This is a genomic window from Natronorubrum halobium (genome assembly GCF_051351675.1).
Taxonomy (GTDB): domain Archaea; phylum Halobacteriota; class Halobacteria; order Halobacteriales; family Natrialbaceae; genus Natronorubrum.
Genome location: NZ_CP195595.1, coordinates 3,015,423 through 3,041,420, shown reverse-complemented (window position 1 = coordinate 3,041,420; position 25,998 = coordinate 3,015,423). Strand labels below are relative to the sequence as shown.

21 protein-coding genes are annotated in these 25,998 nt (G+C 63.1%); 12 read left to right on the top strand and 9 right to left on the bottom strand.

Annotated features, from left to right (window positions below):
* Positions 1–175: 175 nt before the first annotated feature.
* Entirely contained in the window at positions 176–913 is a 738-nt protein-coding gene (locus tag ACSFC7_RS14990; protein WP_436343630.1) for a DUF6517 family protein, read from the bottom strand.
* A 193-nt stretch (positions 914–1,106) separates the two neighbouring features.
* On the bottom strand, positions 1,107–2,600 hold the full coding sequence (cysS, locus tag ACSFC7_RS14985) for a cysteine--tRNA ligase (RefSeq protein WP_436343629.1): 1,494 nt from the start codon (positions 2,598–2,600) through the stop codon (positions 1,107–1,109).
* Between the two features lie 531 nt (positions 2,601–3,131).
* On the opposite strand from cysS, the gene ACSFC7_RS14980 reads away from it, so the two are divergent.
* Both ACSFC7_RS14980 and ACSFC7_RS14975 read left to right on the top strand, forming a co-directional pair.
* Positions 3,132–6,995 carry a helix-turn-helix domain-containing protein gene (locus tag ACSFC7_RS14980; RefSeq protein WP_436343628.1) on the top strand — a complete coding sequence of 1,288 codons (3,864 nt, stop codon included), beginning with the start codon at positions 3,132–3,134 and terminating at the stop codon, positions 6,993–6,995.
* Positions 6,996–7,076: 81 nt separating this feature from the next.
* On the top strand, positions 7,077–7,382 hold the full coding sequence (locus tag ACSFC7_RS14975; protein ID WP_436343627.1) for a DUF7344 domain-containing protein: 306 nt from the start codon (positions 7,077–7,079) through the stop codon (positions 7,380–7,382).
* 21 nt (positions 7,383–7,403) lie between these two features.
* On the opposite strand, the gene ACSFC7_RS14970 is transcribed toward ACSFC7_RS14975, so the two are convergent.
* A complete protein-coding gene (locus ACSFC7_RS14970) occupies positions 7,404–7,895 on the bottom strand; it encodes a DUF7523 family protein (RefSeq protein WP_436343626.1) in 492 nt (163 codons plus the stop codon).
* Between the two features lie 188 nt (positions 7,896–8,083).
* On the opposite strand from ACSFC7_RS14970, the gene ACSFC7_RS14965 reads away from it, so the two are divergent.
* The 7 genes from ACSFC7_RS14965 (at position 8,084) to ACSFC7_RS14935 (ending at position 14,677) form a co-directional block, all read left to right on the top strand.
* The gene (locus ACSFC7_RS14965) at positions 8,084–8,338 is read left to right on the top strand and encodes a BolA family protein (RefSeq protein ID WP_436343625.1); all 255 of its coding nucleotides are present in this window, start codon (positions 8,084–8,086) and stop codon (positions 8,336–8,338) included.
* An 86-nt stretch (positions 8,339–8,424) separates the two neighbouring features.
* Positions 8,425–8,886: a PH domain-containing protein gene (locus ACSFC7_RS14960; protein WP_436343624.1), complete on the top strand. Its 462-nt coding sequence runs from the start codon at positions 8,425–8,427 to the stop codon at positions 8,884–8,886.
* 6 nt (positions 8,887–8,892) lie between these two features.
* Positions 8,893–10,593: a PH domain-containing protein gene (locus tag ACSFC7_RS14955; protein ID WP_436343623.1), complete on the top strand. Its 1,701-nt coding sequence runs from the start codon at positions 8,893–8,895 to the stop codon at positions 10,591–10,593.
* A 72-nt stretch (positions 10,594–10,665) separates the two neighbouring features.
* Positions 10,666–11,127, top strand: a complete 462-nt coding sequence (locus ACSFC7_RS14950) for a PH domain-containing protein (protein ID WP_436343622.1) — start codon at positions 10,666–10,668, stop codon at positions 11,125–11,127.
* Positions 11,128–11,133: 6 nt separating this feature from the next.
* Positions 11,134–12,681, top strand: coding sequence for a PH domain-containing protein (locus ACSFC7_RS14945; protein WP_436343621.1), 1,548 nt, complete (start codon positions 11,134–11,136; stop codon positions 12,679–12,681).
* A 63-nt stretch (positions 12,682–12,744) separates the two neighbouring features.
* The gene (locus ACSFC7_RS14940; protein ID WP_436343620.1) at positions 12,745–14,163 is read left to right on the top strand and encodes a class II fumarate hydratase; all 1,419 of its coding nucleotides are present in this window, start codon (positions 12,745–12,747) and stop codon (positions 14,161–14,163) included.
* A gap of 280 nt (positions 14,164–14,443) precedes the next feature.
* The gene (locus ACSFC7_RS14935; protein ID WP_436343619.1) at positions 14,444–14,677 is read left to right on the top strand and encodes a transcriptional regulator; all 234 of its coding nucleotides are present in this window, start codon (positions 14,444–14,446) and stop codon (positions 14,675–14,677) included.
* Positions 14,678–14,968: 291 nt separating this feature from the next.
* Here ACSFC7_RS14935 and ACSFC7_RS14930 read toward each other — a convergent pair whose 3' ends face one another.
* Positions 14,969–15,625: an enoyl-CoA hydratase/isomerase family protein gene (locus tag ACSFC7_RS14930; protein ID WP_436343618.1), complete on the bottom strand. Its 657-nt coding sequence runs from the start codon at positions 15,623–15,625 to the stop codon at positions 14,969–14,971.
* Between the two features lie 2,066 nt (positions 15,626–17,691).
* On the opposite strand from ACSFC7_RS14930, the gene ACSFC7_RS14925 reads away from it, so the two are divergent.
* Positions 17,692–18,087 (top strand): DUF5805 domain-containing protein, encoded by a 396-nt coding sequence (locus ACSFC7_RS14925; RefSeq protein ID WP_436343617.1) that lies wholly within the window; start codon positions 17,692–17,694, stop codon positions 18,085–18,087.
* Positions 18,077–19,123, top strand: coding sequence for a tyrosine-type recombinase/integrase (locus tag ACSFC7_RS14920; RefSeq protein WP_436343616.1), 1,047 nt, complete (start codon positions 18,077–18,079; stop codon positions 19,121–19,123). Before ACSFC7_RS14925 ends, ACSFC7_RS14920 begins: the two co-directional genes overlap by 11 nt.
* A gap of 343 nt (positions 19,124–19,466) precedes the next feature.
* Here the strand turns inward: ACSFC7_RS14920 and ACSFC7_RS14915 are convergent, their stop codons facing one another.
* On the bottom strand, positions 19,467–19,832 hold the full coding sequence (locus ACSFC7_RS14915) for an ArsR/SmtB family transcription factor (RefSeq protein ID WP_436343615.1): 366 nt from the start codon (positions 19,830–19,832) through the stop codon (positions 19,467–19,469).
* Between the two features lie 98 nt (positions 19,833–19,930).
* Between ACSFC7_RS14915 and ACSFC7_RS14910 the strand changes: the two genes are divergently transcribed.
* A complete protein-coding gene (locus ACSFC7_RS14910; protein ID WP_436343614.1) occupies positions 19,931–20,623 on the top strand; it encodes a DUF7509 family protein in 693 nt (230 codons plus the stop codon).
* Positions 20,624–20,697: 74 nt separating this feature from the next.
* Here ACSFC7_RS14910 and ACSFC7_RS14905 read toward each other — a convergent pair whose 3' ends face one another.
* The 4 genes from ACSFC7_RS14905 to ACSFC7_RS14890 all read right to left on the bottom strand — a co-directional run bounded on the left by ACSFC7_RS14905 (position 20,698) and on the right by ACSFC7_RS14890 (position 25,882).
* A complete protein-coding gene (locus ACSFC7_RS14905) occupies positions 20,698–21,633 on the bottom strand; it encodes a hypothetical protein (RefSeq protein ID WP_436343613.1) in 936 nt (311 codons plus the stop codon).
* A 91-nt stretch (positions 21,634–21,724) separates the two neighbouring features.
* Positions 21,725–23,587, bottom strand: a complete 1,863-nt coding sequence (locus tag ACSFC7_RS14900) for an AAA family ATPase (protein ID WP_436343612.1) — start codon at positions 23,585–23,587, stop codon at positions 21,725–21,727.
* A gap of 69 nt (positions 23,588–23,656) precedes the next feature.
* Positions 23,657–24,490: an MBL fold metallo-hydrolase gene (locus tag ACSFC7_RS14895; RefSeq protein WP_436343611.1), complete on the bottom strand. Its 834-nt coding sequence runs from the start codon at positions 24,488–24,490 to the stop codon at positions 23,657–23,659.
* A gap of 180 nt (positions 24,491–24,670) precedes the next feature.
* Positions 24,671–25,882 carry a DUF7344 domain-containing protein gene (locus tag ACSFC7_RS14890; protein ID WP_436343610.1) on the bottom strand — a complete coding sequence of 404 codons (1,212 nt, stop codon included), beginning with the start codon at positions 25,880–25,882 and terminating at the stop codon, positions 24,671–24,673.
* Positions 25,883–25,998: the final 116 nt, after the last annotated feature.

Genomic DNA, 25,998 nt, shown 5'->3' with positions numbered 1-25,998 from the left:
TGCAATCGACTCGAGGGTTGCTAGTTTGCGGACGGAAACTTGTTCGAAGACGCATCGATCGCTCGGGGTCGCACACCGTCTCGATCGTGAATCGGGTCGACGCGGACCGGACCGGATCGAAATCGGCACAGACAAGAATCGAATCCGTCCGCGGGTACGCGTTATCCGTCTCGAGTTACTCGCCGTCTTCGCTGCCGTCGTCGTCGTCCTCCGATCCGTCACTCTCGGTCTCCTCGACGATGTCGACGTCGACGTCGTCCCCGTGTTCGATGCCGGCGACCATGGTATCGACGGACTCTCGCTCGTCGTCCAGCGGCACGTCGTCGTCGTCGGGGTAGACGGCGATAACCACGAGGTGGTCTTCGTCGTGATCGGGCTGGGCGACGTCCACGTAGACGTCGATACCCGTTTCGCCCTGTAGCGTCGCCGTCCCTTCGTACGTGTCGAGCGAGATCCTCGACTCGAGATCGTCGACCTCGATCGCTCGCCCGCCGACGTCGCGGTCGATCTCGAGTTCGTCGTACTCCTCCTGGACGTACTCGGCGAGTTCCGCTTCGCTCATGTCTCCGACCGGGTTGAAACTCTCCCCCGCGACGGCGACCTGTGGCGTCGAGACGAGCGCGAAGACGCCGGCATCCACCTCCGAACTGAGGCCGGCGAACGGAACGTCGATGGTCCGCGTGTACTGGCTGATGTAGTTCGTGGCCTCGACGTTCTCGCCGGCGAACTCCCGCTCTTCGACCCGTTCTTCGGTTCCCTGATACTCGTAGCCGGCGTCGTCTGCGGCGCCTTCCGAGACGCGGATCGGCGACGCCTCGAACGTCGTGGCGTCGTTGAGAAGACCGCTGACACAACCCGCAGATGCACCCGCGGCGGCGGCCGCAGCCGCGGCAACGAACTGTCGTCGATTCATACTAGTCGGGTCGACCGTGTTCTCGAACAAAAAGCTCGTGGTCTTCGTCACGGGGTGGAATACGCTCATTCCGGGCCGTTCAGCCGCCCTGGAGCGCCCCTCCGCTATCATCGTGGCACGCCCTCCCAAGACGGCACGTCGTGATGGGCGACGCTGAACTCGTTCCCAATCGAGACAGGGCTGTCGACTGACGCTACTCGCCCGAGGGTAATCGATAGCTCGCCCCGTCGTCCGTATCCTGCACCTCGATGCCGAGCGCCTCGAGTTCGTCGCGCAACTCGTCGGCACGGTCGTAGTTGCCCTCGGCGCGTTCCCGCTCGCGGACGTCGAGGACGAGGTCGACGACGTCGCCCGCGAGGTCGGCCGTCCCCGTCGTCTCGCCGACGAAGGAGAGGCCGAGCACGGCACCGAGTTCCTCGAGCGCGTCGACGGCCCGCCGAAGCCCGCGGTAGTCGAACTCGTCGCGATCCTCGAGATGCGAGTTGACCGCCGTCGTGACCGATAGCAGCGCCGACTGGGCCTCTCGGGTGTTGAAGTCGTCGTTCATCGCCGCGACGAACGATTCGCGGGCCTCCTCGACGGCCGCCCGCAGCGACTCGTCGTCGATTTTCGTCCGAGCATCGGTGGAATCGACCGCCTCGACGGCCGCCTCGTAGGCGCGCTCGAGTCGGTCCCACCGCTCCTCGGCCTCGGCGATCGTCTCGTCGGAGTAGAGCTGTTTGCTGTTGTAGGAGCCGGCGGTCAGGAACGTCCGCAGGACGTTCGTCCCCCACCGGTCGACGGCCTCGTCGACGGTGACGAAGTTGCCGAGACTCGAGGACATCTTCTCGTCGTCCATCTGGAACAGTTCGCAGTGGAGCCAGTAGTTCGCGAACTGCTGGTCGGTCGCGGCCTCCGACTGCGCGATCTCGTTTTCGTGGTGGGGGAAGACGAGATCCCGTCCGCCGACGTGGATGTCCAGCGTCTCGTCGAGGTGGGTCATGCTCATCGCCGAGCACTCGATGTGCCAGCCCGGCCGGCCCTCGCCCCACGGGGAGTCCCAGGTCTCTCCCTCGGGAGCGTGATCGCCGTGGTCGACGCCCTCGTGACGGTGCTCGTGGACGGCGTTCTCGTCGACGCCGCCGGCCTTCCAGAGCGCGAAGTCCGCGGGATGGCGCTTCTCGGTCCGCTCGTCGGGGTCGCCCTGGGACTCGATCTCGTCGAGTTCCTGGTTCGAGAGTTTGCCGTACTCGTCGAAACTGGTGACGTCGAAGTAGACCGAGCCGTTGGATTCGTAGGCGTAGCCCTTCTCGATCAGGGTCTCGACGAGGTCGACGATCTCGGGGACGTGCTCCGACACGCGGGGATAGACCTCCGCTCGGAGCAGATTGAGCGAGCGCATGTCCTCGAGCGTGCGTTCGATGTAGGTCTTCGCGACATCCGCTTCGTCCTCGCCGAGGTCGTCCTCGCCCACGCGAGCGACGATCTTCTCGTTGACGTCGGTGAAGTTCTCGACGTGACGGACGTCGTACCCGAGGTACTCGAGCCAGCGGTGCATGACGTCGACGTGGACCCACGACCGCGCGTGGCCCAGGTGTGGCGGGTCCGAAACCGTCAGGCCACAGTAGTAGAGGAGAACGTTCTCGGGATCCTGTGGCTCGAACGGCTCTTTCTCGCCCGTCAACGTGTTCGTCACGTGCAGGGTCATGACGCCCACTTCCCGCGGCCGAAAGTTAAAGCGTGTGATGGACGTTCGACGACGACTCGGGTGCGTTGGCGCCCGAACGGGGCTCGTCGTTTCGTCTCGGTCACGTCGGTATCTGACAGTCGCTTCTGACCGTGAAATGACGGCGAGACGGAGAGTAATAGACAATTATTCTAATTAGTATAGAAATCAATAATATTCAGTAACGAGTAATATAATTTTACCTCGCAGAGTGATCCGGTAATCCTCTCTAACCGAACAAAACTCGAATGAAACGGCCAAAATGGGTTGCTATGTTTATGCCCGGGTAGTCGGTACGAATTTTCGATCCTGGTGTGAAACCTCCCGGTACTTCGACCACTCGTAGCAGACGAGTGATGTAATGAGTTGTTTCACACCGGAGACGTATCGAAGGCGATCACGTATGAGAGGATTACTACGGAAATCAGGATTCGACGGGCGGACGAGTATCGAAATAAAACAGCGTTACCTCCGCCGTTCAGAGTGATGCATCGTCGACGGCTTCGTTCGGCGATGGTGGTTTTGTTCGTCGTACTACTGGCGTGTACCGCGAGCGCGACAGCAGCCGATACTGCCGTCGACTCGACTGACGAACTGACCAGCGACGACCCAGCCGTCGAGAGCAATGCCGAATCGGTCGCCGGTAGCGACGATAGTGAGTCGACTGATGCGAACGACGAGCCGGAAGCCGAACCGAACGATGAGCAGGCCACTGATTCCGGTGACGAATCGACGGCCGAACCGTCGGCCGATAGCACACCGATTGATGACGGTTCCGACGCCGCTGATGATCCCGACGCCACTACCACTGACGACAACAGCGACGGCGGTCCCGATACAGACGATGGTGACGCTGGCGACGACACTGATTCAGCGGTGACCACCGACACGGCCACTCCCGATGCCGGGAGCGAACCGGCCGACGGCGGCGATGGGGCATCGTCGTTCACACCTGACGACGCTACAGCGCCAGTGGACGCAGAGCCGGCGGAAGCCGACGAAGAGCACGAACCAGAACCCGCTAGTCAGGAAGATTCTGACGACGATCCCGACGGCCAGCCGGACGACACCGGTGAATCCGACGAGTTCGGCGCAGATCGTTCTCTGGGGTCGGGCGCTGTAGCCGACACCGGCAACGAATTCGTCGCCGAAGACGACACGCCCGAGGAGTCTATCGACGAAGGAAGCGCTTCCGATACCGTCGAAAACGAGTCACCGGCGCAACCCGCCGAGGACGACCCTGCTGAAGGATCGGTCGAAGGCGGATCGACGACCGTCGACGACTCCATCGGCGATTCGGTCGAGCGAGTTTCGGAGCAGCCGACGCAGGACACTCTCTCCGGCGAGTCGGTCGATACGGAATCGGCGAACCCGGATTCGACCGGGGAACCGTCTCCCGTCGACGAAACTCGGCCCGCCTCGAGCGACAAACCCGAGACGGCCGACGGCGAACAGCGTACCGAATCGGTCGAGGAGCACGCGGAGTCTGTGCCTGACACCGAAGGCGAGCCGTCCGCTGCGACTTCCTCGGAATCGACTGCTGACGACCGGTCGGGAGTTGATTCGACCGGCGACTCCACCGAGGTCGATAACGACGGGGACACGGTCGAAACCGACGAGGAAACGGTCGAAACCGACGAGAACGACGAACCTGCCGCCGCGCCCATCGATGAGACCGACGAATCCGAGGAAGGCCTCAAGGGGCTCACGCCCGTCCTTGAGGATACAGCGGAAACGGCGGATGGCTCCGACGGGGTCGACGAAGACGCTGCCGAAACCAGTGGTGAACTCATTGGAGACGGCGGGGATACTCCCGCAGTAGCCGACGAACCCACCGACATCCTCGAGGAAACCGAGCCACCGACGACGAACGAGACGGCTGTCGACACTAACGACACCGACAGTGGACCGGCGTCGACGACCTCGAGTGAACCGTCCGAGCCAACGGACACGGCTGTTGGGAACGAAGACGCCGGGTCCCAGAACGGGGACAGCGAACTCGCGCCGCTGACGGACGTGACCGAGACTGTCGAGTCCGAGACTCGAGACGAGCCAGCGGACCGACTGCAGGACGAGCGTCCCGCCGAAATCCCTGGTGAAAACGGGATCGACGTTGCCGACACGGCTCCCGGAATCGTCGACCCCGACTCGGGTGACTCTCCCACGCTCGACGCAGAGGTCCTTCCAGCCGACGAAACCGATGTCGAAATCGCCGACAGACGTGACGACATCGAGAGTTCTACGAGCGAGCGCGAACTCGAGAACGTCGTCGACGACAGTTCCGGTTCGATCATCGACGGCAGTGCTGGGACGATTCTCGACGGGAGCGACGAGTCGACTCTCGACGGCCCTGTTGAGACCACGATCGACGATGCAGTCGAGTCGTCCGCGAGAACGACCGAGACGCTCGAACCGAACGGCACGCGTCCGACGACCGTGCTCGACTCGTCCAGATCCGTCGTCGACGAGTCCCTAAGATCCGTCGTCGACGAGTCCCTAGACGCGCCGATCGGCTCGCTCGAGGAGGGCACCGATCTGACCGAAACCGACTCTCCGGTGACCGGGCGGATCGACGACACAGTTGGTGTCGACGGAACTCTCGAGACCATCATTGGGCCAACTATGGAAGCGGTCGATGAGACGAATCTGACCGTAACGGCAGGCGACGACACCCGCATCGGGACGACAGCGGAGATTACTGACGGGCCCGCCGTCGGAGTCACCGCCGAAACAGTCGGCGACACCGGCGTCGGAATCGCAGCCGAGACGACCGACGGGGTGGTCGTCAATCTCTCCGGCGAGACGGTCGGTGATACGTCGCTCGGGACCACCGGCGAGACGACTGACAGACCCGGTCTCCAAACGACTGCAACGACGGGCGGTGACAGCGGTCTCGGATCGGGTCTCGAGTCGAACACGACTACCGACCTCACGGACCTGACCTCGAGCGACCGAATCGGTGCCGGTCTCGAGTCGTCCACCTCGGTCACCGCTCCCGGTCTCGACCCAGTCGGTGGTCTCGGGGTGACGGCAGACGGCGCTGACGGCAGCCTCTCGGCGACGACCGATCTCCCGTTCCTCGAGTCGCCGGTCAGCGTCTCCACCGATCCCGGCGGCCATCTCGAGTATGCAATCGATCCGACTCCGAGCCGCGGAGACGCGACACTCCTCGACGTCCGCGTGGGTGACACGTCCATCGCCGACGTTCGACTGGGTGACCGGTCGAGTGCGGCTATCCGGATCGGCGACGCGACTGCGGCGATCGAGGGAGGTGACTTCCTCGAAATGACGACCGACCGGCCGACGGTCAATCCGTGGTCGTTCGGTCCAACAACCGGTGCGTTGCCACTGTCGTCGCAGCCCGGTCTAGTCGTCAACTCACCCGGTACAGCTATCGACTCGCCCGAGACGATAGCGGCGAGTAGCGAGTCTGTCCCCTCTGTTGACGAGAACAACAGTGTCTCGACCGCTCCTGAAACTCCGACCGGACCCAGTGTCTCGACCGACGGTCGCAGCGAACCCGAGACCGTTCGGTTGCAAGACGGGGACGACTCCAGTACGGTCGGTTCGTCGCCGGCCACTGGCGACGACGGTGATGATTCGACGGCACCTCCAGCGGCAGACACCGAGCCACGCGGAAGTCAGTTCCCGATGCCGGACGAGACGGGCACCGGTCTCGTGGCGCTGCTGCTACTCGGCGGCGTCGTGGTTGGTCGATCGTTCACGACCGCGTCGACGGCGTTCGTCGGCACCTCCGCGACGACGGTAACGCTCCAGCTTCGGACCCTGTTCACCGCGGCCCGTCGCTGGCTTCGGCAGCTGCTCTTGACGTTCGGTCTGTTCGGGTACAGCCGATACGACGACACCGACCCGCTCGAACACGAGAAACGGGTAACCCTGCACGAAACGATCGAGGCGTCGCCGGGGATCAACCTCACCGACCTAACCGACGAGACCGGCGTCTCCCGCTCGACCGCACGCTATCACCTGCGGGTCCTCGAGCGCGAGAACCTCGTCGTTACGTCGAAGATCCGCGGCAAGCGCCGGTACTACCTCGTCACCGCGGACGATCACGAACTCGTCGCCTCGATCCGGGACGAGTCGACGGCCGCGGTGCTCGAGGAACTCGCCGACCGCGAATCGGCGACGGGGTCGGAACTCGCCGACGAACTCGGGCGCGATCCGAGCACGGTTACGCATCACCTGAGTCGACTCGAGGACGCCGATATGATCGAACGCGAACGCGACGGTCGAGCCGTCGTCAATCGACTCACACCGGATGCGCGGACCGCGTTAGCGATCCGAGAACAGGAACCGCCGCAGACGACGCAAGAAGAGGTCGCGGGGCCGGAGTCTCCCTCGAACGTGGCCGACTGACGATCGGTTCCGGTAGCCGTTCGACTCTTGGACGGATCGGTCAGAACCCCTTTTTCTATCGGTGTTATCGTCCCGAACGAGATGATCCGAGACGACGCGACCGCCACGACCACGACGCCCGCAACCGATGCTGTCCTGCAGTTCACCTCGCTCACCGAACCCGAGCCACCGGCTCGCTGTTTGCGGGTTCTCGACTGTCTCGAGTCCCTCTCGGGGACGGCGACGGTCGGCCGACTCGCCGACGAACTGCTGTCGCTGGACGAGTCCTCCGTCAGCGACGCCGAAACGGCTCGAATTCGACTCCACCACAGCGATCTCCCGCGACTCGAGAACGCCGGACACCTCTCGTACGATAGTACTCGAAAGCGTGCGCGGTTGCGCCGCTGACGGCCGTTATCCGAAGCGCCGCTACTCGACGGGAACGGCCTCGAGCGCACCCTCGACCGCTCGCAGCGCGTTCGCCCCCTCGAGGCGGTCGACGACGACGACCAGCGACTCGCCGCCTACGGCGGCCGCGGTGGCGGCGATCCCCTCGACGAGCAGTCGCTTGAGTACCGCGGCGAGGGCGGCCGCGTCGACGTCCCCCGTCGCGACGATCGCCGTCCGATCGCCGTCGCTGGACCCGAACGCCGTCCCAGCGACGGAAACCAGCGCGTCGTCCGATCCGGCGTCCACCGGACCGATGCCGCTCTCCATCCTGACCCGCACGCCGCGAGCGTCACGATCGTACGCCGACAACTCCTCGGCGTACCGGCGCAGCGCCGTCGCGACCGCGTCGATCTCACCGTCGACCTCGAGAAACCGGGCGGCGGCGGTGTAGTTCACGATGCCCGCTCGCAGCGCCGTGCGGAGAAACGGGTGGGAGTCGGCGGCGCGCCGCGTCTCGGCTGCCAGTGACATACCACAAGGAGCGAGCCAGGTCCGTATAAATTCGACGACGACGGCTGGACTCGAGGTGCCGTTCCAGACCGGACTCAGACTGGGCCGGCAGCCCACGGTGAGTCGATCGGACTGTGTCGGGTACGACGGGATTGCGACGGTTCGATCCGGACCGCGATGTTTTTGCCTCGAGCGACCGACCCACGACCATGGAACTGGACGATATCGAGGATCTCATCGAATCGAACCTCGAGGAGGCGGAGGCGACGGTCACGCACGCACGCGACAAACACGACGACGATCATCTCGCGGCGACGGTGGTCTCGCCGGCGTTCGACGGCGTTCCGCTGGTACAGCAACACCAGCAGGTCTACGACGCCCTCGGAGACCACATGACGACCGACATCCACGCCCTCGAACTGTCGACGTACACGCCCGAGGAGTACGACGAGTACGAGAGGTGAGCGTGACCGTTCGGGTGTCGGGCCGGCGCCGCGCTGACCCCGGTCGGAACCGCAGCTTTATCCTCCGTACCTGATAGGATATGCGTATGGAATCGCTTCACCCCCGTATCAGGCTGCTCTGGATCGCGCAGGGAGCGATTGCGGCGATCGTTCTCGGCGTCGTCCTCGCGCTCGTCGACCGGTGGCTCACCGGCGTTCCCACGGTCGCCATCGCCGGCGTCGCCGCGCTCGGACTGGTACTCGGGATCGTCTACGCCGTCCGGCTCTACCAGGTCTGGACGTTCGAACTACAGGACGACGCGCTCTACCTGGAACGCGGGGTCGTCACGTTCGTCGAGACCGCGGTTCCGTTCGTTCGCGTCCAGCACGTCGACACGCAGTTCGGACCCGTCGAACGAGCGCTCGGGCTCTCGAGCGTCGTCGTCTACACCGCGGGCTCCCGTAACGCGGACGTCCGCATTCCAGGACTGACGCCCGATCGTGCCCGCGATCTGCAGGACACGCTTCGCGAACTCGCCGTCGAGAGCGAAGCCGACGACGCGGTCTGATCGACCATGAATCGCCTTCATCCACTCAGCGCGGTCGCGTACGGCCTCCAGTACGGGTTCATCTGGCTGTGGGTCCCGATGGTGCTCGTCCTCGTCCTCGGCGGGATCGTCGATCCGATCAGTCCGGCCTGGTTCCCCGTGGCCGCACCGCTCGGATTCGTCGCCGGCGTCGCCTACGGAGTCGCCTACTACTACCGGTTCGAGTACGGTATCACTCCGGACACGTTCGACGTCGCCTCGGGCGTCCTGGCGCGCCGATCCCGTGAAATTCCGTACGGCCGAATTCAGAACGTCGACGTTCGGCAGGGCGTGTTCCAGCGACTGTTCGGGCTCGCCACCCTCTCGATCGAGACCGCCGGCGGCGGCGACACCGAAGCGACGTTGAACTTCGTCAGCGAATCGGAGGCGAAACGGCTTCAGGAGCAGATTCGACGCCGAACCGCCGACGCGAAAGACCGTCGACGCAAGCGCGATTCGTCGACGGCCGAGGGTGACGACTCGGCCGTCGAAACCGGCGAGACACTGACTGGCGCCGGCGAGACAGCGATACCGTCCGACTCGGACAGTACCGACCCGGATCCAGCCGTCCCGACGACGGCGCCGGAAGGCGAGGGATCGGTGCCGTCCGAACGCCGACGAGACCGCACTTCAGGGTACGGACGACCGCGGCGACAGCGACTGTTCGATCTCGAGGCGCGGGAACTCCTGCTCTACTCGTTTACCTCGTTCCGGCCCGCGGCCGCCGCGGCCGTTCTGGGGCTCTTTTTCATCGCGACGGACACGTTCATCCAGTTGCTCGTGGCCGTCGCACAGCCGTTCGGCGGCCCCGAATCGATCGGTGAGGGGACGCCTACCGACTACGGCATCCTGACGCTCGTCTCGATGATCAACGGGGTCGTCGTCACGTACGTGCTGAGCGTCGCCTACACGTTCGCCACCTACTACGACTTCCAGCTCGGCCGCGCCGACGAGGACTTCGTCTACGAACGGGGGCTCCTCCAGCGCTACAGCGGGTCGATCCCCGTCGAGAAGGTGCAGTCGGTGACGGTGACGGCCAACCCGCTGCAGCGACTCATCGGCTACGCGGGCCTCTGGGTCGAGACGGCCGGCTACGGCCCCGACAGTAACGGTGGGAGCCAGTCGGCCGTTCCGCTGGCCAAACAGGGTCGCGTCCACCGATTCACGGAAAATCTGACCGCCGTCGAGACGCCGACGTTCCGCAGTCCGCCCACGCTGGCCCGTCGCCGGTACCTGGCTCGCTACTCGATCATCGCTACCGTCATCGTCGCGGCCGTCTTCGGTATCGCGCAGGTAACCGGCCTCGAGCGCTGGTATCTCGCTGCAGTCGTCTTCGCGGCGGTACCTCCCGCGGCGCACCTGAAGTACGTCCACCTCGGCTACTACGTCGGCGAGGACCACCTCGTCGTTCGACGCGGCTTCTGGCGTCGCCAGACGACCGTGATCCCCTACTACCGGATCCAGACGGTTTCGACGCGTCGGTCGATCTTCCAGCGCCGCCTCGGCCTGGCGTCGCTGGTCGTCGATACCGCGAGTTCGCGGACGTTCTTCTGGGCGACGCCGACTATCTACGACGTCGACCTCGAGGACTCGCGCGACGTCCAGACGACCAGCCGAAAACGCCTCCAGTCCGCGTTGCGCGAACGCGCCCGTGACGACGATCTGGGGCTGTCGGTGGATTTCACCTGACGCTGGGCTCGCTGTTCCCGTCCGACAGATCGGTTCCCAAGAGTTTATTTAAATATAAGCTCATAATCACGTATGGAACCCCTCCACCCCCGCATCAGACTCCTCTGGATCGCACAGGGAGCGATCGCGGCGATCGTTCTCGGCGTCGTCCTCGCGCTCGTCGACCGGTGGCTCACCGGCGTTCCCACGGTCGCCATCGCCGGCGTCGTCACCGTCGGTCTCGTCCTCGGAACTGCCTACGCCGTCCGGCTCTACCAGGTCTGGACGTTCGAACTGCAGGACGACGCGCTCTACCTGGAACGCGGGGTCGTCACGTTCGTCGAGACCGCGGTTCCGTTCGTTCGCGTCCAGCACGTCGACACGCAGTTCGGACCCGTCGAACGAGTACTCGGGCTCTCGAGCGTCGTCGTCTACACGGCAGGATCGCGCAATGCTGACGTCCGGATTCCTGGATTGACGCCCGACCGTGCCCGCGACCTGCAGGACACGCTTCGCGAACTCGCCGTCGAGAGCGAAGCCGACGACGCCGTTTAACCAACCATGAATCGCCTGCATCCACTCAGCGCGGTGTCGAAGGCGGTCAGCGGAGCCATCTCCGGGCTCATGATCCCGCTCACTCTCGTCGTCCTCTCCGCGGAGTACGTCGAGTTCGTCGAGACTAGTTGGCTGTTCGTTCTGGCACCGCTCGGATTCCTCGTCGGTCTCGGCTACGGCATCGCGTACTACTATCGGTTCACCTACGAACTCACGACGGAGACGGTCGACGTCGCCTCGGGCGTCGTCTCGAGGCAGGTTCGTGAGATTCCCTATCGACGGATCCAGAACGTCGACGTTCGCCAGGACCTGCTCCACCGACTGTTCGGCGTCGCCGTCGTCTCGATCGAGACCGCCGGCGGCGGCGACACCGAGGCGACCCTGAACTTCGTGACCGACGACGAAGCCCGGCGGCTCCAGTCGGAGATTCGTCGGCTGACGGCCGCAACCGAGGAATCGGCCGATACGGACGACCGATCGGTGCCGCCGTCCGAGGCGGACGCGCCGGCCGACGACGTCGCGGACAGCGGCCGACCTCGAGACGGTCGGGACGGGACGCTCCTGTTCGAACTCGAGGTCCGTGAACTCCTGCTCTACGCTGGGACCGCGATCCGGCCGAGTACCGGATTCTTGCCGGTGTTCCTCGTGCTCTTCCTGACCGGCGGAGATACGAGCCTGCTCCCGCAGTCCGTCGCCGAACTCTCGGTCGCCGTGCTGGCCGCATCCAGCGTCGTCCTGTGGCTGATCGCCACCTACGCTCTCAGCGGACTCGTGACGGTCACGCGGTACTACGGGTTCCGGCTGGAACGGGCCGGGAACGATTTCGTCTACGAGCGCGGGTTGATCGAACGCTACAGCGGTTCGATCCCCGTCGAGAAGGTCCAGTCGGTGACGATCACGGACAATCCGCTCCAGCGACTGTTCGGCTACGCCGGGCTGTCGGTCGAGACGGCCGGCTACGGTCCCGAAAGCGACGGCGGCAGTCAGTCGACCGTTCCGTTCGCCGACGAAGCTCGCGTCTATCGGTTCGTCGAGCGGATCACCGGTGCCGACCGGCCGCAGTTCTCCGCGCACCCGTCGATGGCCCGCCGGCGATATCTCGGGCGCTACGCGATACTGGCCGCGCTCGCGGTCGCAGCCGCATACGTGGTCGCTCGGGGGACGGCCCTCGAGCGCTGGTACCTCGCCGCGGTCGCCTTCGCGGCGGTGCCGGTCGCGGCCCACCTGAAGTGGGCGAACATGGGCTACTACGTCGGCGAGGACCACCTCGTCGTCCGACGCGGCTTCTGGCGTCGCCAGACGACCGTGATCCCCTACTACCGGATCCAGACGGTTTCGACGCGTCGGTCGATCTTCCAGCGCCGCCTCGGCCTGGCGTCGCTGGTCGTCGATACCGCGAGTTCGAGAACGTTCTCCCGGTCGGTCCCGACGATCGACGACGTCGACCTCGAGGAGGCGCGCGGCGTTCGCGAAACCAGTCGTGAGCGCCTGCAGCGGACGCTTCGAGAACGCGCTCGCGGCGACGACGTCGGGCTGACGGCCGATATCGCCTGAGGTACCCGGGGTCGCCGTCGATCTTTCGGTGGATTTTACCCCACCCGTGGCGACGCTCTCCGTATGGGAGACGAAGACACGGACTACCGTATCGAGGAGGACAGTCTCGGCGAGATGCAGGTACCCAAGGACGCCTACTGGGGCGCACAGACCCAGCGAGCGATTCAGAACTTCCCCATTTCGGGCATCTCCTTCAGTCGACGATTCGTTCGGGCGCTCGGCGTCGTCAAGAAGGGCGCTGCACAGGCCAACCGCGACCTCGGTCTGATCGAGGACGACGTCGCCGAGGCCATCATCGAGGCCGCCGACGAAGTCATCGCCGGGGAGCACGACGACCAGTTCCCGGTCGACGTCTTCCAGACCGGTTCCGGAACCTCCTCGAACATGAACGCCAACGAGGTCATCGCCAACCGCGCCGCCGAGATCATGGGCAGCGAGATCGGCGACCGCGTCGTCCACCCCAACGACCACGTCAACTACGGCCAGTCGTCGAACGACGTCGTCCCGACCGCGATGCACGTTGCAAGTCTCGAGGCCGTCGAGAAGGACGTCATTCCCGCCCTCGACACCCTCCGTGAAGCGCTCGAGCGCAAGGAGGAAGAGTTCGACGACGTCGTCAAGACGGGGCGTACACACCTTCAGGACGCGACGCCGGTCATGCTCGGCCAGGAGTTCGGCGGCTACCGCACGCAGGTCGAGAAGGGACTCGGTCGCGTAGACAACGTCCGCGAGCACCTCGCGGAACTCGCCCTCGGCGGCACCGCGGTCGGCACTGGGCTGAATACCCACGAGGAGTTCCCCGGCCGCGCCGCCGAGTACATCACCAAGGAGACCGGCGTCCAGTTCCGCGAGGCCGACAACCACTTCGAGGCCCAGGCCGCCCACGACGCCATGAGCGAGGCCCACGGCGCACTGCGCGTCATCGCCGGCTCGCTGAACAAGATCGCCAACGATCTTCGACTGTTAGCCTCCGGCCCGCGCAACGGACTCGGCGAGATCGAACAGCCCGAGAACCAGCCCGGCTCGTCGATCATGCCCGGCAAGATCAACCCCGTCGTCGCCGAGGCCGTCAACCAGGTCCACAAGCAGGTCGTCGGCAACGACGCCGCCGTCTCCGCCGGCGCCGCGGAGGGCCAGATCGATCTCAACCTCTACAAGCCCGTACTGGCCCACAACTTCCTCGAGTCCACCGAACTGATCTCGAACTCGAGTCAGGTCTTCGCCGAGCGCTTCGTCGACCCGCTCGAGGCCAACGAGGAGTACTGCGAGGAGCGCGTCGAGCAATCGATGGCGATGGCTACCTCGCTCAACGTCCACATCGGCTACGACAAGGCCAGCGAAGTCGCGAAAACGGCACTCAAGGAGGACAAGACGGTTCGCGAGGTCGTCCTCGAGAAGGGCTACCTCAGCGAGGAGGAAGCCGACGAAGTGCTCGACCCCCGGAAGATGACCGAGCGCGGAATTCTCGGTCAGGACGACTGAAGTCGGTCGCTGACCGGGACTATTTTTCAGCTACGTCACACTCATCTAAACCCGAACCACCAAAAATATGATATAGTGCTGTGTGCTCCATCCGCACGACATTGCTGTACGTCGACGTGACAGGAAACGGAGTACCCCGAACTGAGTAAACAGGGTTCCTGACTGTTCTTTCTTCACAGACTGTCGTCGGTAAATCGGCACAGTGGAGCTGAATCACGTCCGTTTCGAACGTAAGAAACAAACCCAAGCAGTTTTGTTGGATGCTCGCGTCAGACGAAATATGCACACCTGTCGCAACTGCAACCAGTCCTTCCAGACGGAGCTCGCCCTCGAACTTCACCGCGATACGTGCAAAAAGGGACAGCTTTTCTGTCAGGTATGTGGCGACCGATTCCGGGAAGGCGATGCCACCCAGGACGGTTGGCACTACGAGTGTCCGAACGACGAGTGTGAGGGAGACGGACTGAAACAGGACCTGTATCGCGTCGACGACGTCCGAGCAGCGACTCACTGATCGAACGAGAACGCGTACCGATCAGTCGAACTCCGACTGGAGCGTGATCGTGACCGCACGTTCTGCGCGTCGAGTCCGTACGAGAGAGATGGCCGCCGAACACCGATTCAACTCCTCGAGTGACACGGGCACCTCGAGCCGGTCGTCGAACTCGAGTATCGCGTCTGTCGATCCGCGAGCACCCCGGTTCGGCCAATCGATCACGGCGACGCTGTTACTGTCCGGTGTCGTTCCTGCAGTCTCGAAGCGTCGTCTGAGAAATTACCCGGTTCCGGGGGCAAGACGAAATCGCTACTCGGGGACGGTCGTCGCCGACTTGAGTTCCCGGACCGCGTCGGAATCGTGTTCGGCGATTCCGCCGACGAGTTCCCGTGCCGCCTTCTCGGCGGCTTCGTTCGAAACGACCCGGTTGGCGATGCCGAGGTGCCGTGCGCGTTCGGGTGCGAGTGGGTCGCCCGTGAGAACGATCTCTTTGGTGGCTCTGGTTCCCGCGATCGCCTCGAGATACGGAACCGTGTCCGTCGCGGCGATACCGAACTGGACCTCCGGCAGGGCGAGTTTCGTCTCCTCGCCGAGGACGAGGAAGTCACACCGAAGCGAGAGGATGAACCCGATTCCGATGAGGGCACCGCGGGCCGCGACCGCGGTCGGATAGGGTCTCGAGGTGAGGACGTCGTAGATTTCGGCAGTCAATTCGTTGATCTCGTCCGCGTACTTCTCGTCGTACGCGGGATCGGCGACGATCTCCCTGTCCATTCCGGCGCACGTTACGTCGCCGGCACCCGTGATAACGAGTCCCCTGATCTCGCCTTCGGGCAGGTCGACGAGCGCGTCCCGGAGGTCGGCGAGTAACTCGAGCGTGACGGCGTTGAGGTTGTCCGGCCGATTCAATCTGAGAGTGGCGATCTCCTCGGTGATCTCGACGCCGACGAGCGGTGACGAGGCCATGTGTGGTCATCCCCACGGGTTCTGATAACGGTGGGTGAAACGAGTGCCGATCGTCACTCTCACCGCACCATTTCGATATAGCGCCATACAATTTATCCGTCGTGCTCCCGCCACACGGTGTGGGGTGAGTGGAGTGGTAACATAAAACGTTAGTCGCTGCTATCGACTGAATAGGAGACGACTGGGCCTCGAACTGATGCCGACACCACGACGACGGATCACTGTCAGCCGGCAGTAACGGACGGATCGTCGGCCACCCGACGAGCCCCTCACCGATTCGAAAGCGAATCTCGGTGAGCGAACGGCCGTCGAGCGGCATCTCGTCGAGATGTTCGCTGAGTATACCTGAGAGGTATCGAGAAACAGCAGGAGAACTCGTCTTCGTGTCGATCTGTGCCGCCCTCACCAGTCCCAGTGCGGACGGTATGGCGTTTCGGACGGCTCGAGGGATGCTTGTGAGGCCGATCTCGAGACGAGCGACACCGGCGCACGGTCGCAACTCGTCTCGCTGTCCACTCCCGGAGCGGACACCGCGCTCTGACGTCGGCCGAGGCGGCGCTGTCGACTCGTGAGTGGGGTCGAAGAGTTGTCACTGCAAGACGTTCGAACGACGGCGCGCCGGTCTCGTATCCCCAAAGCTACCTTCTCTGCGGTCCGCGAGCGGGGCCCGCTGACTCGAATGGTGCTCTCACGGTGTACCGAACCTATAGTAGCCACTGAAAGTCACTGCACACCCGATCGCAGGACATCATTGCGATCGGTGTGTAAATCGTTTCAATTGTTACTATAGCTCCCTTGAACACCATCGAGTCCTCGAGCGGGTGTGTCTGGCGGAACTACGGCCTATCCCGTGTTCGAAACCGCGATGCGCTCGCGTCTGGAGATCGAGGATTCCAACTGCGACCGTGCTAGTGACCCTGCATTCTCGCGGAGAGTACACCTATCCGATGCAGCCTCGGAGGCGCAGCTCTTCGTCTGTGAAACTGCTCCGGGTTGGGAGTCGTGGTTCAACGCCAGAGCCGTCTTGACGCTAGCGGAGCGATATTTCGCGAGCGTAGTATGGCTCTCGAACGATACCAAGTCTGATTATGGTCCGTCGTGTTCGTACGGGCGACGTGTTGCACCGTTCTCTCGTAACGCCGCTATATGGACGCTGAGACGATTTTCTCGAATAGCGAGGTTTAGGGACCAAAAACGCCCTCCGACCGCCTACGCCGTCCCGAGACGGCGTGTCAGCCAGGACTGGGGCTACGTCACTCCCGGCTGTGGCGTGAGTGGGTATCGGACCGATCGTGGTAGTATGCACGCCAGCCCACCACCGTCTGGTGTTGGGAATCGACTTCTGGTTCTTCGAGAGGTAAACCCACGCTTCGAGCCAGCAGTAGGCCACTCCGGATCATGCGCTGTTCGACGCACGAGTAAGCAACGAGCACCGTTCCTCGGTTCGATCCAGTACCCACGACCGGGGTTGCCCGGGTACCGACGTGGATCGACCACTGGTTATCGCAGTCGAACTACGAACACCTCACGATGGAACCGATCGGGGATCGGCCGACCGTCTATTCGAGCGTAGCTGTAGTGATTGTATCACATCCTCGAGCGAGCTCCACCCCCTTCAGTGAGCAGTGTCGGACCGCGATCGATTGAAGGGAAACCACGTCGAGAAAGACGCCACTGTACCCGACCTCTCTCGACACGAAAGAGAGAAAAAACACCATCTCGGATGGCGAAACTAACTACAATATTTCACAGCTACCTCTTCGATATTTACCCGCTGTGGAACACCCAATTGAAAGACATCTGGTATCTCTATTGGCGCTTCAAACTAGCGTATTTTCACGAGTCTGATTGCTGGATGCTGAACCTCAATTGTGCCGGTCTGACCTTGTATATCAAATTGTGGCCCCAAAACTCCGAGATCTAAATCTGCATTTGTAGGACTATCCGAAAATCAATATAGAGTCGTAGGGCCAAATTTGGCGCAAAAACCGTCCTACGTGAAGAGATAAAAACACTTAGCTCGAATAATGGGTAGATTAATACTCACCGCGTTTGATGGATGTCGTATGAGCGATTCGGCGGACACCGAACGAACCACCGTCAAAACCTACGTCCCGTCCTACCAGAAATCTGAATGGCAGTCTCACGCCGACGATCTGGGGATGAGTCAGGCCGAGTTCGTTCGGACGATGGTCCAGGCCGGTCGAAAGGGGTTCGATTCCGATCGTGAGGAACCCCCTTCTCCGGCCCCAGACCCTGGGGGTAACGGCCTCGAAACACGGGTCCTGAAACTTCTTAGGTCTGACACGTATTCCTGGGACGACCTCCTCGAGGCGGTCAGCGACGACATCGAATCGCGACTCGACGAGACGCTCGAGGAACTCCAGACGAACAACCGCATTCGATACAGCGGTCGCCACGGCGGATACACCGCCGTCGACGGTGGTGGCGATGGCGACTGAGCGCGGTACCGACGTCCCAGCGGACGTTACGGACCCGATCGCGTACTTCCTCGACGACCAGCGGTATCACGGCAAGAGCGAACGGACGCTCGAGGCCTACGAGCGCGTCCTCCGACGGTTCGAGTCGTTCGTGAGCGAGCGCTTCGACGTCGACCGGGTCGGGGCGGCACAGCGACGGGAGTGTATGGCCTGGATTCACTCCCTTCGGGGCGGGTTCGAACCGAGTACGATTGCGACCTACGCGTCGTATCTCAACCGATTTTACGACTACATGAACCGCGTCGGGCTCTTCGACGAGAATCCGATGGCCCTGGTCATGGAGGAGCTGTCCGAATCGATCGATACGAACCCGACGAGACGGGATATCTCGGTCCCGGAGATGCGTTCGTTCGTCGCCACGATCGACCATCCGCTCGAGCGGGCCCTCGTCGTCACACTGTTGAAGACGGGGATGCGCGTCGGCGAGTGCTGCAACCTCGATCTACGGGATCTGAACCTCGAGACCTCGGAAATCGACTGCGAGTGGACGCCCCGTGTCGGACTCGAGCGCCGGCCGTCGTCGGTGTTCGTCGCTGCGGAGCCCGCTCGCGGTGCGACCGTCAACGGCGAGAAACGGACGGCATCGAACAAGCGCAAGCGAGACACGGTCGTTCCCGTCGACGACGAACTCCGACGGGCGCTCCTCGAGTGGCTGGCGATCCGCCCGGACCCCGTTTCTGACGCCGACCCGCTCTTCCTCGATACCGGCGAGTCGTGGGGTGAGCGCGTGACGCCGTCGGACGTTCGGTATATCGTCGAAACGCACGCTCGAGAGCGTGGCTGGTATCGCACCGGGGGCGGGACACAGGAGAACGTTACTCCCCACTACTTCCGACACTTCTTCACGACGCACCTCCGAGATCGGACGGGAGACCGCGGGATCGTCCAGTATCTCCGGGGTGACGTCGCCGGCGACGTGATCGATACCTACACCCACAACTGGGGCGATCGCGTTCGGGAGACGTACCTCGAGCACATCTACGCCGTCAGTCGATAAATCGCGGAGAGCGCTATCGACCGCGGAGTAGCCTGTGAGCGTCACCGATACTCAGACGTTCTCGCAACTATCTTCAGGAGATCGACCGCACTGATCGTATTATTTACTATGTTTATAGTAATATACTGTGTCCGAAAGCAGTCTATTAAACTGTATTTCACTATATCCAATTGGAGGTGAACTGTTCAGCGTTCGGATGCTCGAAATCGAACGATACAGCCGTTCTCAGGCCGCTTCCCGAGGAATAATGGAGGTGCCGCGTACCGGCGTAGGGAGACGTTCTCGTAATCGGATCGAATCTAGACTGGCGGATCGCTATCGAACTGGTCCGTTTGTGCCGATATCAGACGGCCTCGGCGCGAGCGTTGACCGCATCGAAGATCCGCGGAACGAACCCCTCCGCGAGCGGCGACAGTTCGTAGACGCGACTCCCGCCGTCGCGGAACTTGCCGACCAGTCCCGCGTCTTCGAGCGCGTTGAGGTGGTGGTAGAGATCGTTCTGCCGCCGGTCGAGTAGCTCCGCTAGTTCGCCACTCCGCACCTGTCCCTCCTCGGAGAGCAGATACAGAATCGTAAACCGGGTCGGTTCACCCATCACCGATAGCCGGTTCGCCTCCCGCTCGAGGTCGAGTGTCCCCTCCAGTAGTTCCGACTCGAGACGCTCTCGGGCGGCCGTTTGTTCGTTCGTCGAGATCTCTCGTTCGCTCATAGCTGTCTCTAGTCGTCCAGTACACTTAGGCTTAATCGTTATTAAGATGCCGAGACGACACGAACGGTTACCTGATAGTGGTCTGGATCTGAAGAACGATGGCCGGACTCACGACGTACGAGGGAACGCCGATTAGAACCATCATCGCCCAGTCGATCCCGTACGCAGAACCGGACGATACGTTCGTGTTTCTGATGGGACCGTACAGATTGCTCGATCCGTCGTACCTCTATCCGGATGCCGAATATCCGCTGCCGTCCGATCCGCTCGCACCCGATCGGAGCGCCGCCGCCCCCGACGAAATCGAAGCGACCCTTCGGACGATCTGTGAGCAGGTGTCTGCCGAGACTTCGACGACGGTGTTCATCGCGAGCGACGTCGATATCCCGACTAAACAGGAAGCGGAACGGACGGAACGTGACGAGACGGGGATGGCCGTCATCGATCAGTCGATCGCGTTCGCGAAGGCCAGCGAGGGGAACGCGTTCGTTTTCACGAAGGCCGGACTGACGACGGGTGCGGGAGCCGAGGCCGGAGCGATCCCCGAATACTTCCGTCTCCGGAACGACGTCGGACGGCTTCGCGATCCGCGAACGTTCTGCATCTTCGCCGAGGCCACGGCGGACAGCGAACGAAACGTGTACGAACCACGATTCAGCAGCGCGTCCATCGACGAGATGGACGACGCGTACGATCTTCGCTTCCGGTACTTCGTCGACCGGGCGGAACTGGTCGACACGCTCGTCGACTTTATCGAGGCGTACGTCGTCCCCCTTTCGAGCGGTACGTGACCGCGAGTCGATGACGTCGGTTCGGTCGCGCCGACCGGTGGTCCGACGAGAAAAAACCCGCTTCGAGAAGTGTCCTACTGTTCGACCGCGAGCGCCGTCTCGAGGTCGCTCCCGTTTAACAACGCCCGAACCCGCTCGACCGTCTGGTTCACTTCCGGCTTACTTTCCAGGAGTACGGTCTCGCTGGGGAACAGTTGCTCACCGAGCAACAGCCCGTGTTCTCGAGCCGTCGATCCCGTCACGGTCAGGTAGACACCCAGCCCGGCGTCGGCGATCGCGGCCTCCTCTTCGCGGCTCTCTTCGGGATACTCGAAGTGGACGCCGTCGAGCGTCCGCGTCCCGAGGACGGCCTGTACGAGCCGTTCGTACCGCGGTTCGATACAGAGCGGCCCCTCGTAGGACTCGAGGAAGTCTCGATCGATCGACCCCGTCGATGGTGACACCGCAGGAGTGGCCATCAAGGTATGATAAACGGTGTCGCCGAGACCGGTCACCACCCGAACGTCGGTATCGGTCGGATCGATTCGGGCGTTGATGTCGGCGATCCGGTCGAGCGGTTCAGGACGGAGTTCGACGACCTCCTCGAGGACGAGATCGGCGCTATCGAATCCGAGCGCGAACTCGTGGGTGCGCAGGGCTCGAAACGGTTCCTCGCGACCGACGAGCTGAATCTCCGTACCGTCCGAGACGCCGTCGACGTCCTCGAGCGGAATCGTGACGCTATCGAAGACGATCCGTCGGGGTTTGCCGGCCCGATCGTCTCGCAGGAGCGTGTACTCGGGCTCGGTTGGATCCTCGACGGTACTGTAGTCGGCGAGACGATGGTAGACGTGCTCCTCGGCGTCGTCTTCGGGGTCGACCGTCCCCTTCGTGAGTGCTTTCTCGTAACGAAGCGTCGACGTGATATCGTCCGCGAGATCCGCCACGTCGAGTCGACGCGCGAATCGGTCGAGCACCGACTCGAGCGGTCGCCCCTTGCGTGGCACTGCGATCGGAATCGTCTCGCCCATCGACGAATTCTCGACCGGCGATGGATAAACGCGTTGCGCTTCGAAAACGAGAGTGAGAATCCGGATCGAGCGATCCAAAAAACGGCGTGGCTCAGTCCGTGAACATCGAGCCGAGTTGGTCGCGCCACTCCTGAACGTCGGTGACGTCGGCCCGGACGTCCTCGAGTTCCCCTTCGATCGCTTCGACGTCGGCCTCTACGTCGTCGACGTCTTCGGCCACATCGTCGAGGTCGTCGACAACGTTTGCAACGTCGTCTTCGACGTCGTCGACGTCTTCCTCGAGGTCGGTGACGTCGGTAGCGACCGCCTCGACGTCCGCTTCGACGCTCGACACGTCGTCCGCGACACCGGCGAGGTCGTCTCCGAGTCCGTCGACGTCCGTTTCGACGGCGTCGATCTCGGTCTCGAGGTCGGCGTTCCAGTCGGAGAGATCGCTCACGTCGGCCTCGACGTCGTCGACGGTCGCTGCAGTCTCGTTCAGCCGGTCGTCCATAGCCGAGAAGTCGTCTTCGAGGCGACTGATATCGGCCGTGAGCTCCTCGATAAGCTGTTTCCCGGTGCCGTTCTCCTCGAGGAACTGCTCGAGCGCGTCGGTGTAGGCGGTGACCTCTTCGACGCGGCGCTGCAGGTGCTCGACTTTGGCGACGTCCGGACCGGACGGCTCGAGGTCGAGCTCGGAGCGGAGGGCCTCGAGGTCCTCGTCGTCGACGTCGCCGTCGCGAATCTCCGTCGCGAGTCGGGCAGCGACGGAGCCGTCGAACGCCGCCGCGGGTTCGGTCTCCGATTCGGTAGCGGCCGCACTCTCTTCGATGTCCCGGACGTCGTCCGCGACGGCTTCGGTGTTTTCGTCGACGGCCGCTTCGTCGATCTCGGTCGACGGCTCTTCGTCGGCAACTGCATCCTCGGCCGTCGATTCGTCGTCTTCGAGTTCGGGCTTGCTCGCAGCGGAGTCCGCGTCGGCGAGGTCGCTGTCGTCGGTCGACGGCATCTCGGCATCGCCGTCGTCGTCCTCGAGCGTGGAGTCGTCCTCGTCCGTCTCGTCCAGCGGCGTTTCGTCTTCGTCCGTACTCTCGTCGGCAATGGCCTCCTCGTCTTTGTCGACGCTGGCCGCGGCGGCCTCGAGGTCGAGTTCGATCTCGGGGTCGTCGTCTGCATCGTCCTCAAGGTCGATCGTATCCTCCGAAGCGTCGTCTTCGTCGACGGCAAGATCGATTCCGAGGTCGGTATCCTCGTCGGCGTCGGCATCGTCGGGGTCCGGAATCTCGTCCTCCTCGAAGCCGAGGTCGATATCGGGCGCGTCGTCTTCGTCCTCGTCGGCCTCGTCAACTGGTTCCGGATCGGGATCGACGTCACCCAGGTCGAGATCGAGTCCGCCGGCTTCGTCCTCGAGGTCGTCGTCCCGAGCCGTCGCCTCGTCTTCATCCTCGTCCGCACTGGCGTCGCCGGTCGATTCGTCGTTCTCGAGTCCGGGGACGGACTCCGATTCGCCGGCGATCATATCTTTGACGGCCTGATTCCGATCCTCGGAGACGATGTTTCCGATGACGTCGTCGGCGACCTCTTCGGCCTCCGTCCCGTCGTCGTCCTCGGAGCTGACCTCGACGATTTCCGGCTCCGTCAGGAACGGTTCGGCGTCGCTCTCGTCGTCGATACGAATGCCGTAGACGGTGACGAGTTGTTCGTCGGCCTCGAGCGTGCCGGTAAACTCGACGTGGTTATCCTGGAAGGCGGTCCAGTCGTCACTGTTGTACTCGGGGTGGAACCCGACTTTGTCCATCGGGAACGATTCGGGGATCGATTCGGAGAGTCGAAATGCTACTTGCTCGTCACGTTCGGATTCGATCTCGAAGCGGATCGCGGGCACGGGGAACTCGTCCGCCGCGAACGTTTTCCGGACGGACAACCCGTCAGCATCGACCTCGATCACGTCGTCCGTGTCGGCGGTGCTACTCATGAGGCCAACGTTACCACACCATTACTATAAATGATACGGACAGTATCAGATCTGGTTCACGTAGCGATTCTAGAGATCGACGCGGTCGCCGATCTCGACGAGATCGAGTCGGGTCGGGTACTCGAAGCTCTTCGCGTGATGGTGGAGGACCTTCGGATCGGACGTGAGTCCGCGCCACATATCCCAGTGACTCGGGAGGAGTCGCTTGAGTCGGAGCGCCGACGCCGCTTCGACGATCTGGTTCTCGTCGTTGTACCAGCGGGTCCGCTCGGGCTCGCGGGTCTCTTTATCGGGAATCCGTCCGACGGTACCGAAGGCGAGGACGCCGAGGTCGATGTCGTACTCGTCGCCGATCCGTTCGAACTCGTCGGACGGTTTCGTATCGCCGCCGTGGAAGAACGTGCCGGCGTCGTGTTCGAAGACGTAGCTCACGGGGTGGGTCGCGTCGGGATCGTTCGCTTCCTCGACGTGGACCGTGAACTCGCCGATTTCGAGTGTGTCGCCCTCGTCGACTTCGGCGAACTGCTCGTCCGACAGGTCCCACTCGTTGGCCCACGCCTGTTCGTCCCGGGCGACGGCGAGGCTGTCGTCGGGTGCGTAGAAGGTTCCGCCCGTCTGCTCGAGAATCGGGGCCTGACTCTCGCCGTGGACGTGGTCGGAGTGTTCGTGCGTCGCGAGAACCGCGTCGGCGTCCGTGACGTCGTCGGGATCGAACGGGACGGGGATCATCCGGACGGTTCGGGGCGGATCTCCCAGTCCGAGATAGGGGTCGATGTAGATCGTCGTTCCCTCGCCTCCCTTGAGAACGAAGCCGTTACAGCCGAGATACCAGATCGCTACCCCCTCGGGTGAAGCGTCTTCGACGTCACGAACGAGCCAGTCTCCCCAGTCACTCTGGATCATATGCGTGCGTGCGAGGACCGACTGGGTAAGTGTTATTGTCTCGATGGCCCGTGACCGGCGGCGTGACAGGTGAAAAACGGACGAGAAACGGGGAGGGCCGAAGCGAATGGGGCCGAGAGTAATCCGATCTGTCGGCGATCAGTACGCGGTCGTTCGTCGCGATCGTTCCGCAGCGTCGCGTTACAGCGGAATTTCCGACTGATTGGTCTCTCTTGGAGCATCCAGGTGGTCGAGTCGCGATCCGAGCAGCCGTCGCATGAGGACGACGAACCCGTTGTCCGCTCCCTCACCGATGAGCGCGGTTTCGTCGTACTCGCCGTCGGCTGGCGGCGTGCCGAGCGTCCCCAGCAGGACCGCTTCGCGGTCCGCAAACACCAGCCGACCGACGGACTCGCCGTTCGGCGGCAGGTTGAGCCAGTCCAGTTGCGGCTCCCAGAGGACGACCTCCGGCGCGCGCTCGCGAACGATTTCGCGAACCCGCGGATCCCGCGAGCCGACGTAGACGTCGACGCCGCGATCGAGTGCGTCCTCGATCCGACGGAAACAGCCCTCCTCGAGCAACCCCGTCGTCGTGAACATCATGAACAGTTCGTCTTCGGCCGTTTCGCAGAGCGACTGGCCGGTCGTGACGATCGACTCCCGTCCCCGCAGCGTCCGAACGTCGTCGCTGGAGTCGGTCTCGAGCGATTCGGTGGAAGTCGACTCGGCGGCCGACTGCAGACGGTCCGGGTTACTGCCGAGCCAGTCGGTGCGCAGGCTCGGGTGCCCTTCGTAGGAGACGCTGCCCATCTCGGCGTCGTAGCCGACGAGACCGGCGTCGTTCAGGTGCGGCAGGTGAACGTGGACGAGCGAGATCAGCACCCGCTCGACGCGCTCCTGGGAAACGTCGCGTTCGGACGTCTCCGCCTCGCGTGCGGCGACGTCTCGAGCGAGGGTCTCGGTCGAGAGCGGGTGATACTGGTTCCCGAGAACGGTGAGGATCGTTCGGTGCCGTGAGTCGGAGAGGGCGTCGAACAGGGTATCGAGATCGGTTTCGTCGTCCGTTCGGCCGGTGAGGATCGCGTCGAATTCGGAATCGTCGAACAGCCAGTGGTCGGTCGTCACGATCGTTCCGTCGTCGGTCTCCGCGACGAGTCCAGCGTCGACCAGGGCGGGCAGGTGCTTGTGCTGGCAGTCGAGGAGTGCTCGCTGGTGTTCGTCGTCGGTTACCGACGCGAGCGGCGTATCGGTGGTTACCGCGGCGAGTTCGAAGGCGAGATCGGTCTTCGAGACGCCGTTCGACGATCGGCCGTGAACGATACGGAGAACGTCACGCCGAGTGCTGTCTGCGAGTGTATCGAAGACCTCCTCTCGAGATCGCGGCGACCGTTCGCTGACGTCGGGATTACTCATCGATTACTGGTGGGTGGCTATCGGGCAAAAGAACTGTTCCAAACCACTTTGGAATCAGGACACAATTACCAATCGAATCTTGAATATCGCCAAAACAGTCCTAAAATTCCGTGAAT

Coding starts and splice junctions, on each gene's coding strand:
- ACSFC7_RS14990 (WP_436343630.1), bottom strand. CDS start 913: ATGAATCGACGACAGTTCGTTGCCGCGGCTGCGGCCGCCGCCGCGGGT.
- cysS (WP_436343629.1), bottom strand. CDS start 2,600: ATGACCCTGCACGTGACGAACACGTTGACGGGCGAGAAAGAGCCGTTC.
- ACSFC7_RS14980 (WP_436343628.1), top strand. CDS start 3,132: ATGGTGGTTTTGTTCGTCGTACTACTGGCGTGTACCGCGAGCGCGACA.
- ACSFC7_RS14975 (WP_436343627.1), top strand. CDS start 7,077: ATGATCCGAGACGACGCGACCGCCACGACCACGACGCCCGCAACCGAT.
- ACSFC7_RS14970 (WP_436343626.1), bottom strand. CDS start 7,895: ATGTCACTGGCAGCCGAGACGCGGCGCGCCGCCGACTCCCACCCGTTT.
- ACSFC7_RS14965 (WP_436343625.1), top strand. CDS start 8,084: ATGGAACTGGACGATATCGAGGATCTCATCGAATCGAACCTCGAGGAG.
- ACSFC7_RS14960 (WP_436343624.1), top strand. CDS start 8,425: ATGGAATCGCTTCACCCCCGTATCAGGCTGCTCTGGATCGCGCAGGGA.
- ACSFC7_RS14955 (WP_436343623.1), top strand. CDS start 8,893: ATGAATCGCCTTCATCCACTCAGCGCGGTCGCGTACGGCCTCCAGTAC.
- ACSFC7_RS14950 (WP_436343622.1), top strand. CDS start 10,666: ATGGAACCCCTCCACCCCCGCATCAGACTCCTCTGGATCGCACAGGGA.
- ACSFC7_RS14945 (WP_436343621.1), top strand. CDS start 11,134: ATGAATCGCCTGCATCCACTCAGCGCGGTGTCGAAGGCGGTCAGCGGA.
- ACSFC7_RS14940 (WP_436343620.1), top strand. CDS start 12,745: ATGGGAGACGAAGACACGGACTACCGTATCGAGGAGGACAGTCTCGGC.
- ACSFC7_RS14935 (WP_436343619.1), top strand. CDS start 14,444: ATGCACACCTGTCGCAACTGCAACCAGTCCTTCCAGACGGAGCTCGCC.
- ACSFC7_RS14930 (WP_436343618.1), bottom strand. CDS start 15,625: ATGGCCTCGTCACCGCTCGTCGGCGTCGAGATCACCGAGGAGATCGCC.
- ACSFC7_RS14925 (WP_436343617.1), top strand. CDS start 17,692: ATGAGCGATTCGGCGGACACCGAACGAACCACCGTCAAAACCTACGTC.
- ACSFC7_RS14920 (WP_436343616.1), top strand. CDS start 18,077: ATGGCGACTGAGCGCGGTACCGACGTCCCAGCGGACGTTACGGACCCG.
- ACSFC7_RS14915 (WP_436343615.1), bottom strand. CDS start 19,832: ATGAGCGAACGAGAGATCTCGACGAACGAACAAACGGCCGCCCGAGAG.
- ACSFC7_RS14910 (WP_436343614.1), top strand. CDS start 19,931: ATGGCCGGACTCACGACGTACGAGGGAACGCCGATTAGAACCATCATC.
- ACSFC7_RS14905 (WP_436343613.1), bottom strand. CDS start 21,633: ATGGGCGAGACGATTCCGATCGCAGTGCCACGCAAGGGGCGACCGCTC.
- ACSFC7_RS14900 (WP_436343612.1), bottom strand. CDS start 23,587: ATGAGTAGCACCGCCGACACGGACGACGTGATCGAGGTCGATGCTGAC.
- ACSFC7_RS14895 (WP_436343611.1), bottom strand. CDS start 24,490: ATGATCCAGAGTGACTGGGGAGACTGGCTCGTTCGTGACGTCGAAGAC.
- ACSFC7_RS14890 (WP_436343610.1), bottom strand. CDS start 25,882: ATGAGTAATCCCGACGTCAGCGAACGGTCGCCGCGATCTCGAGAGGAG.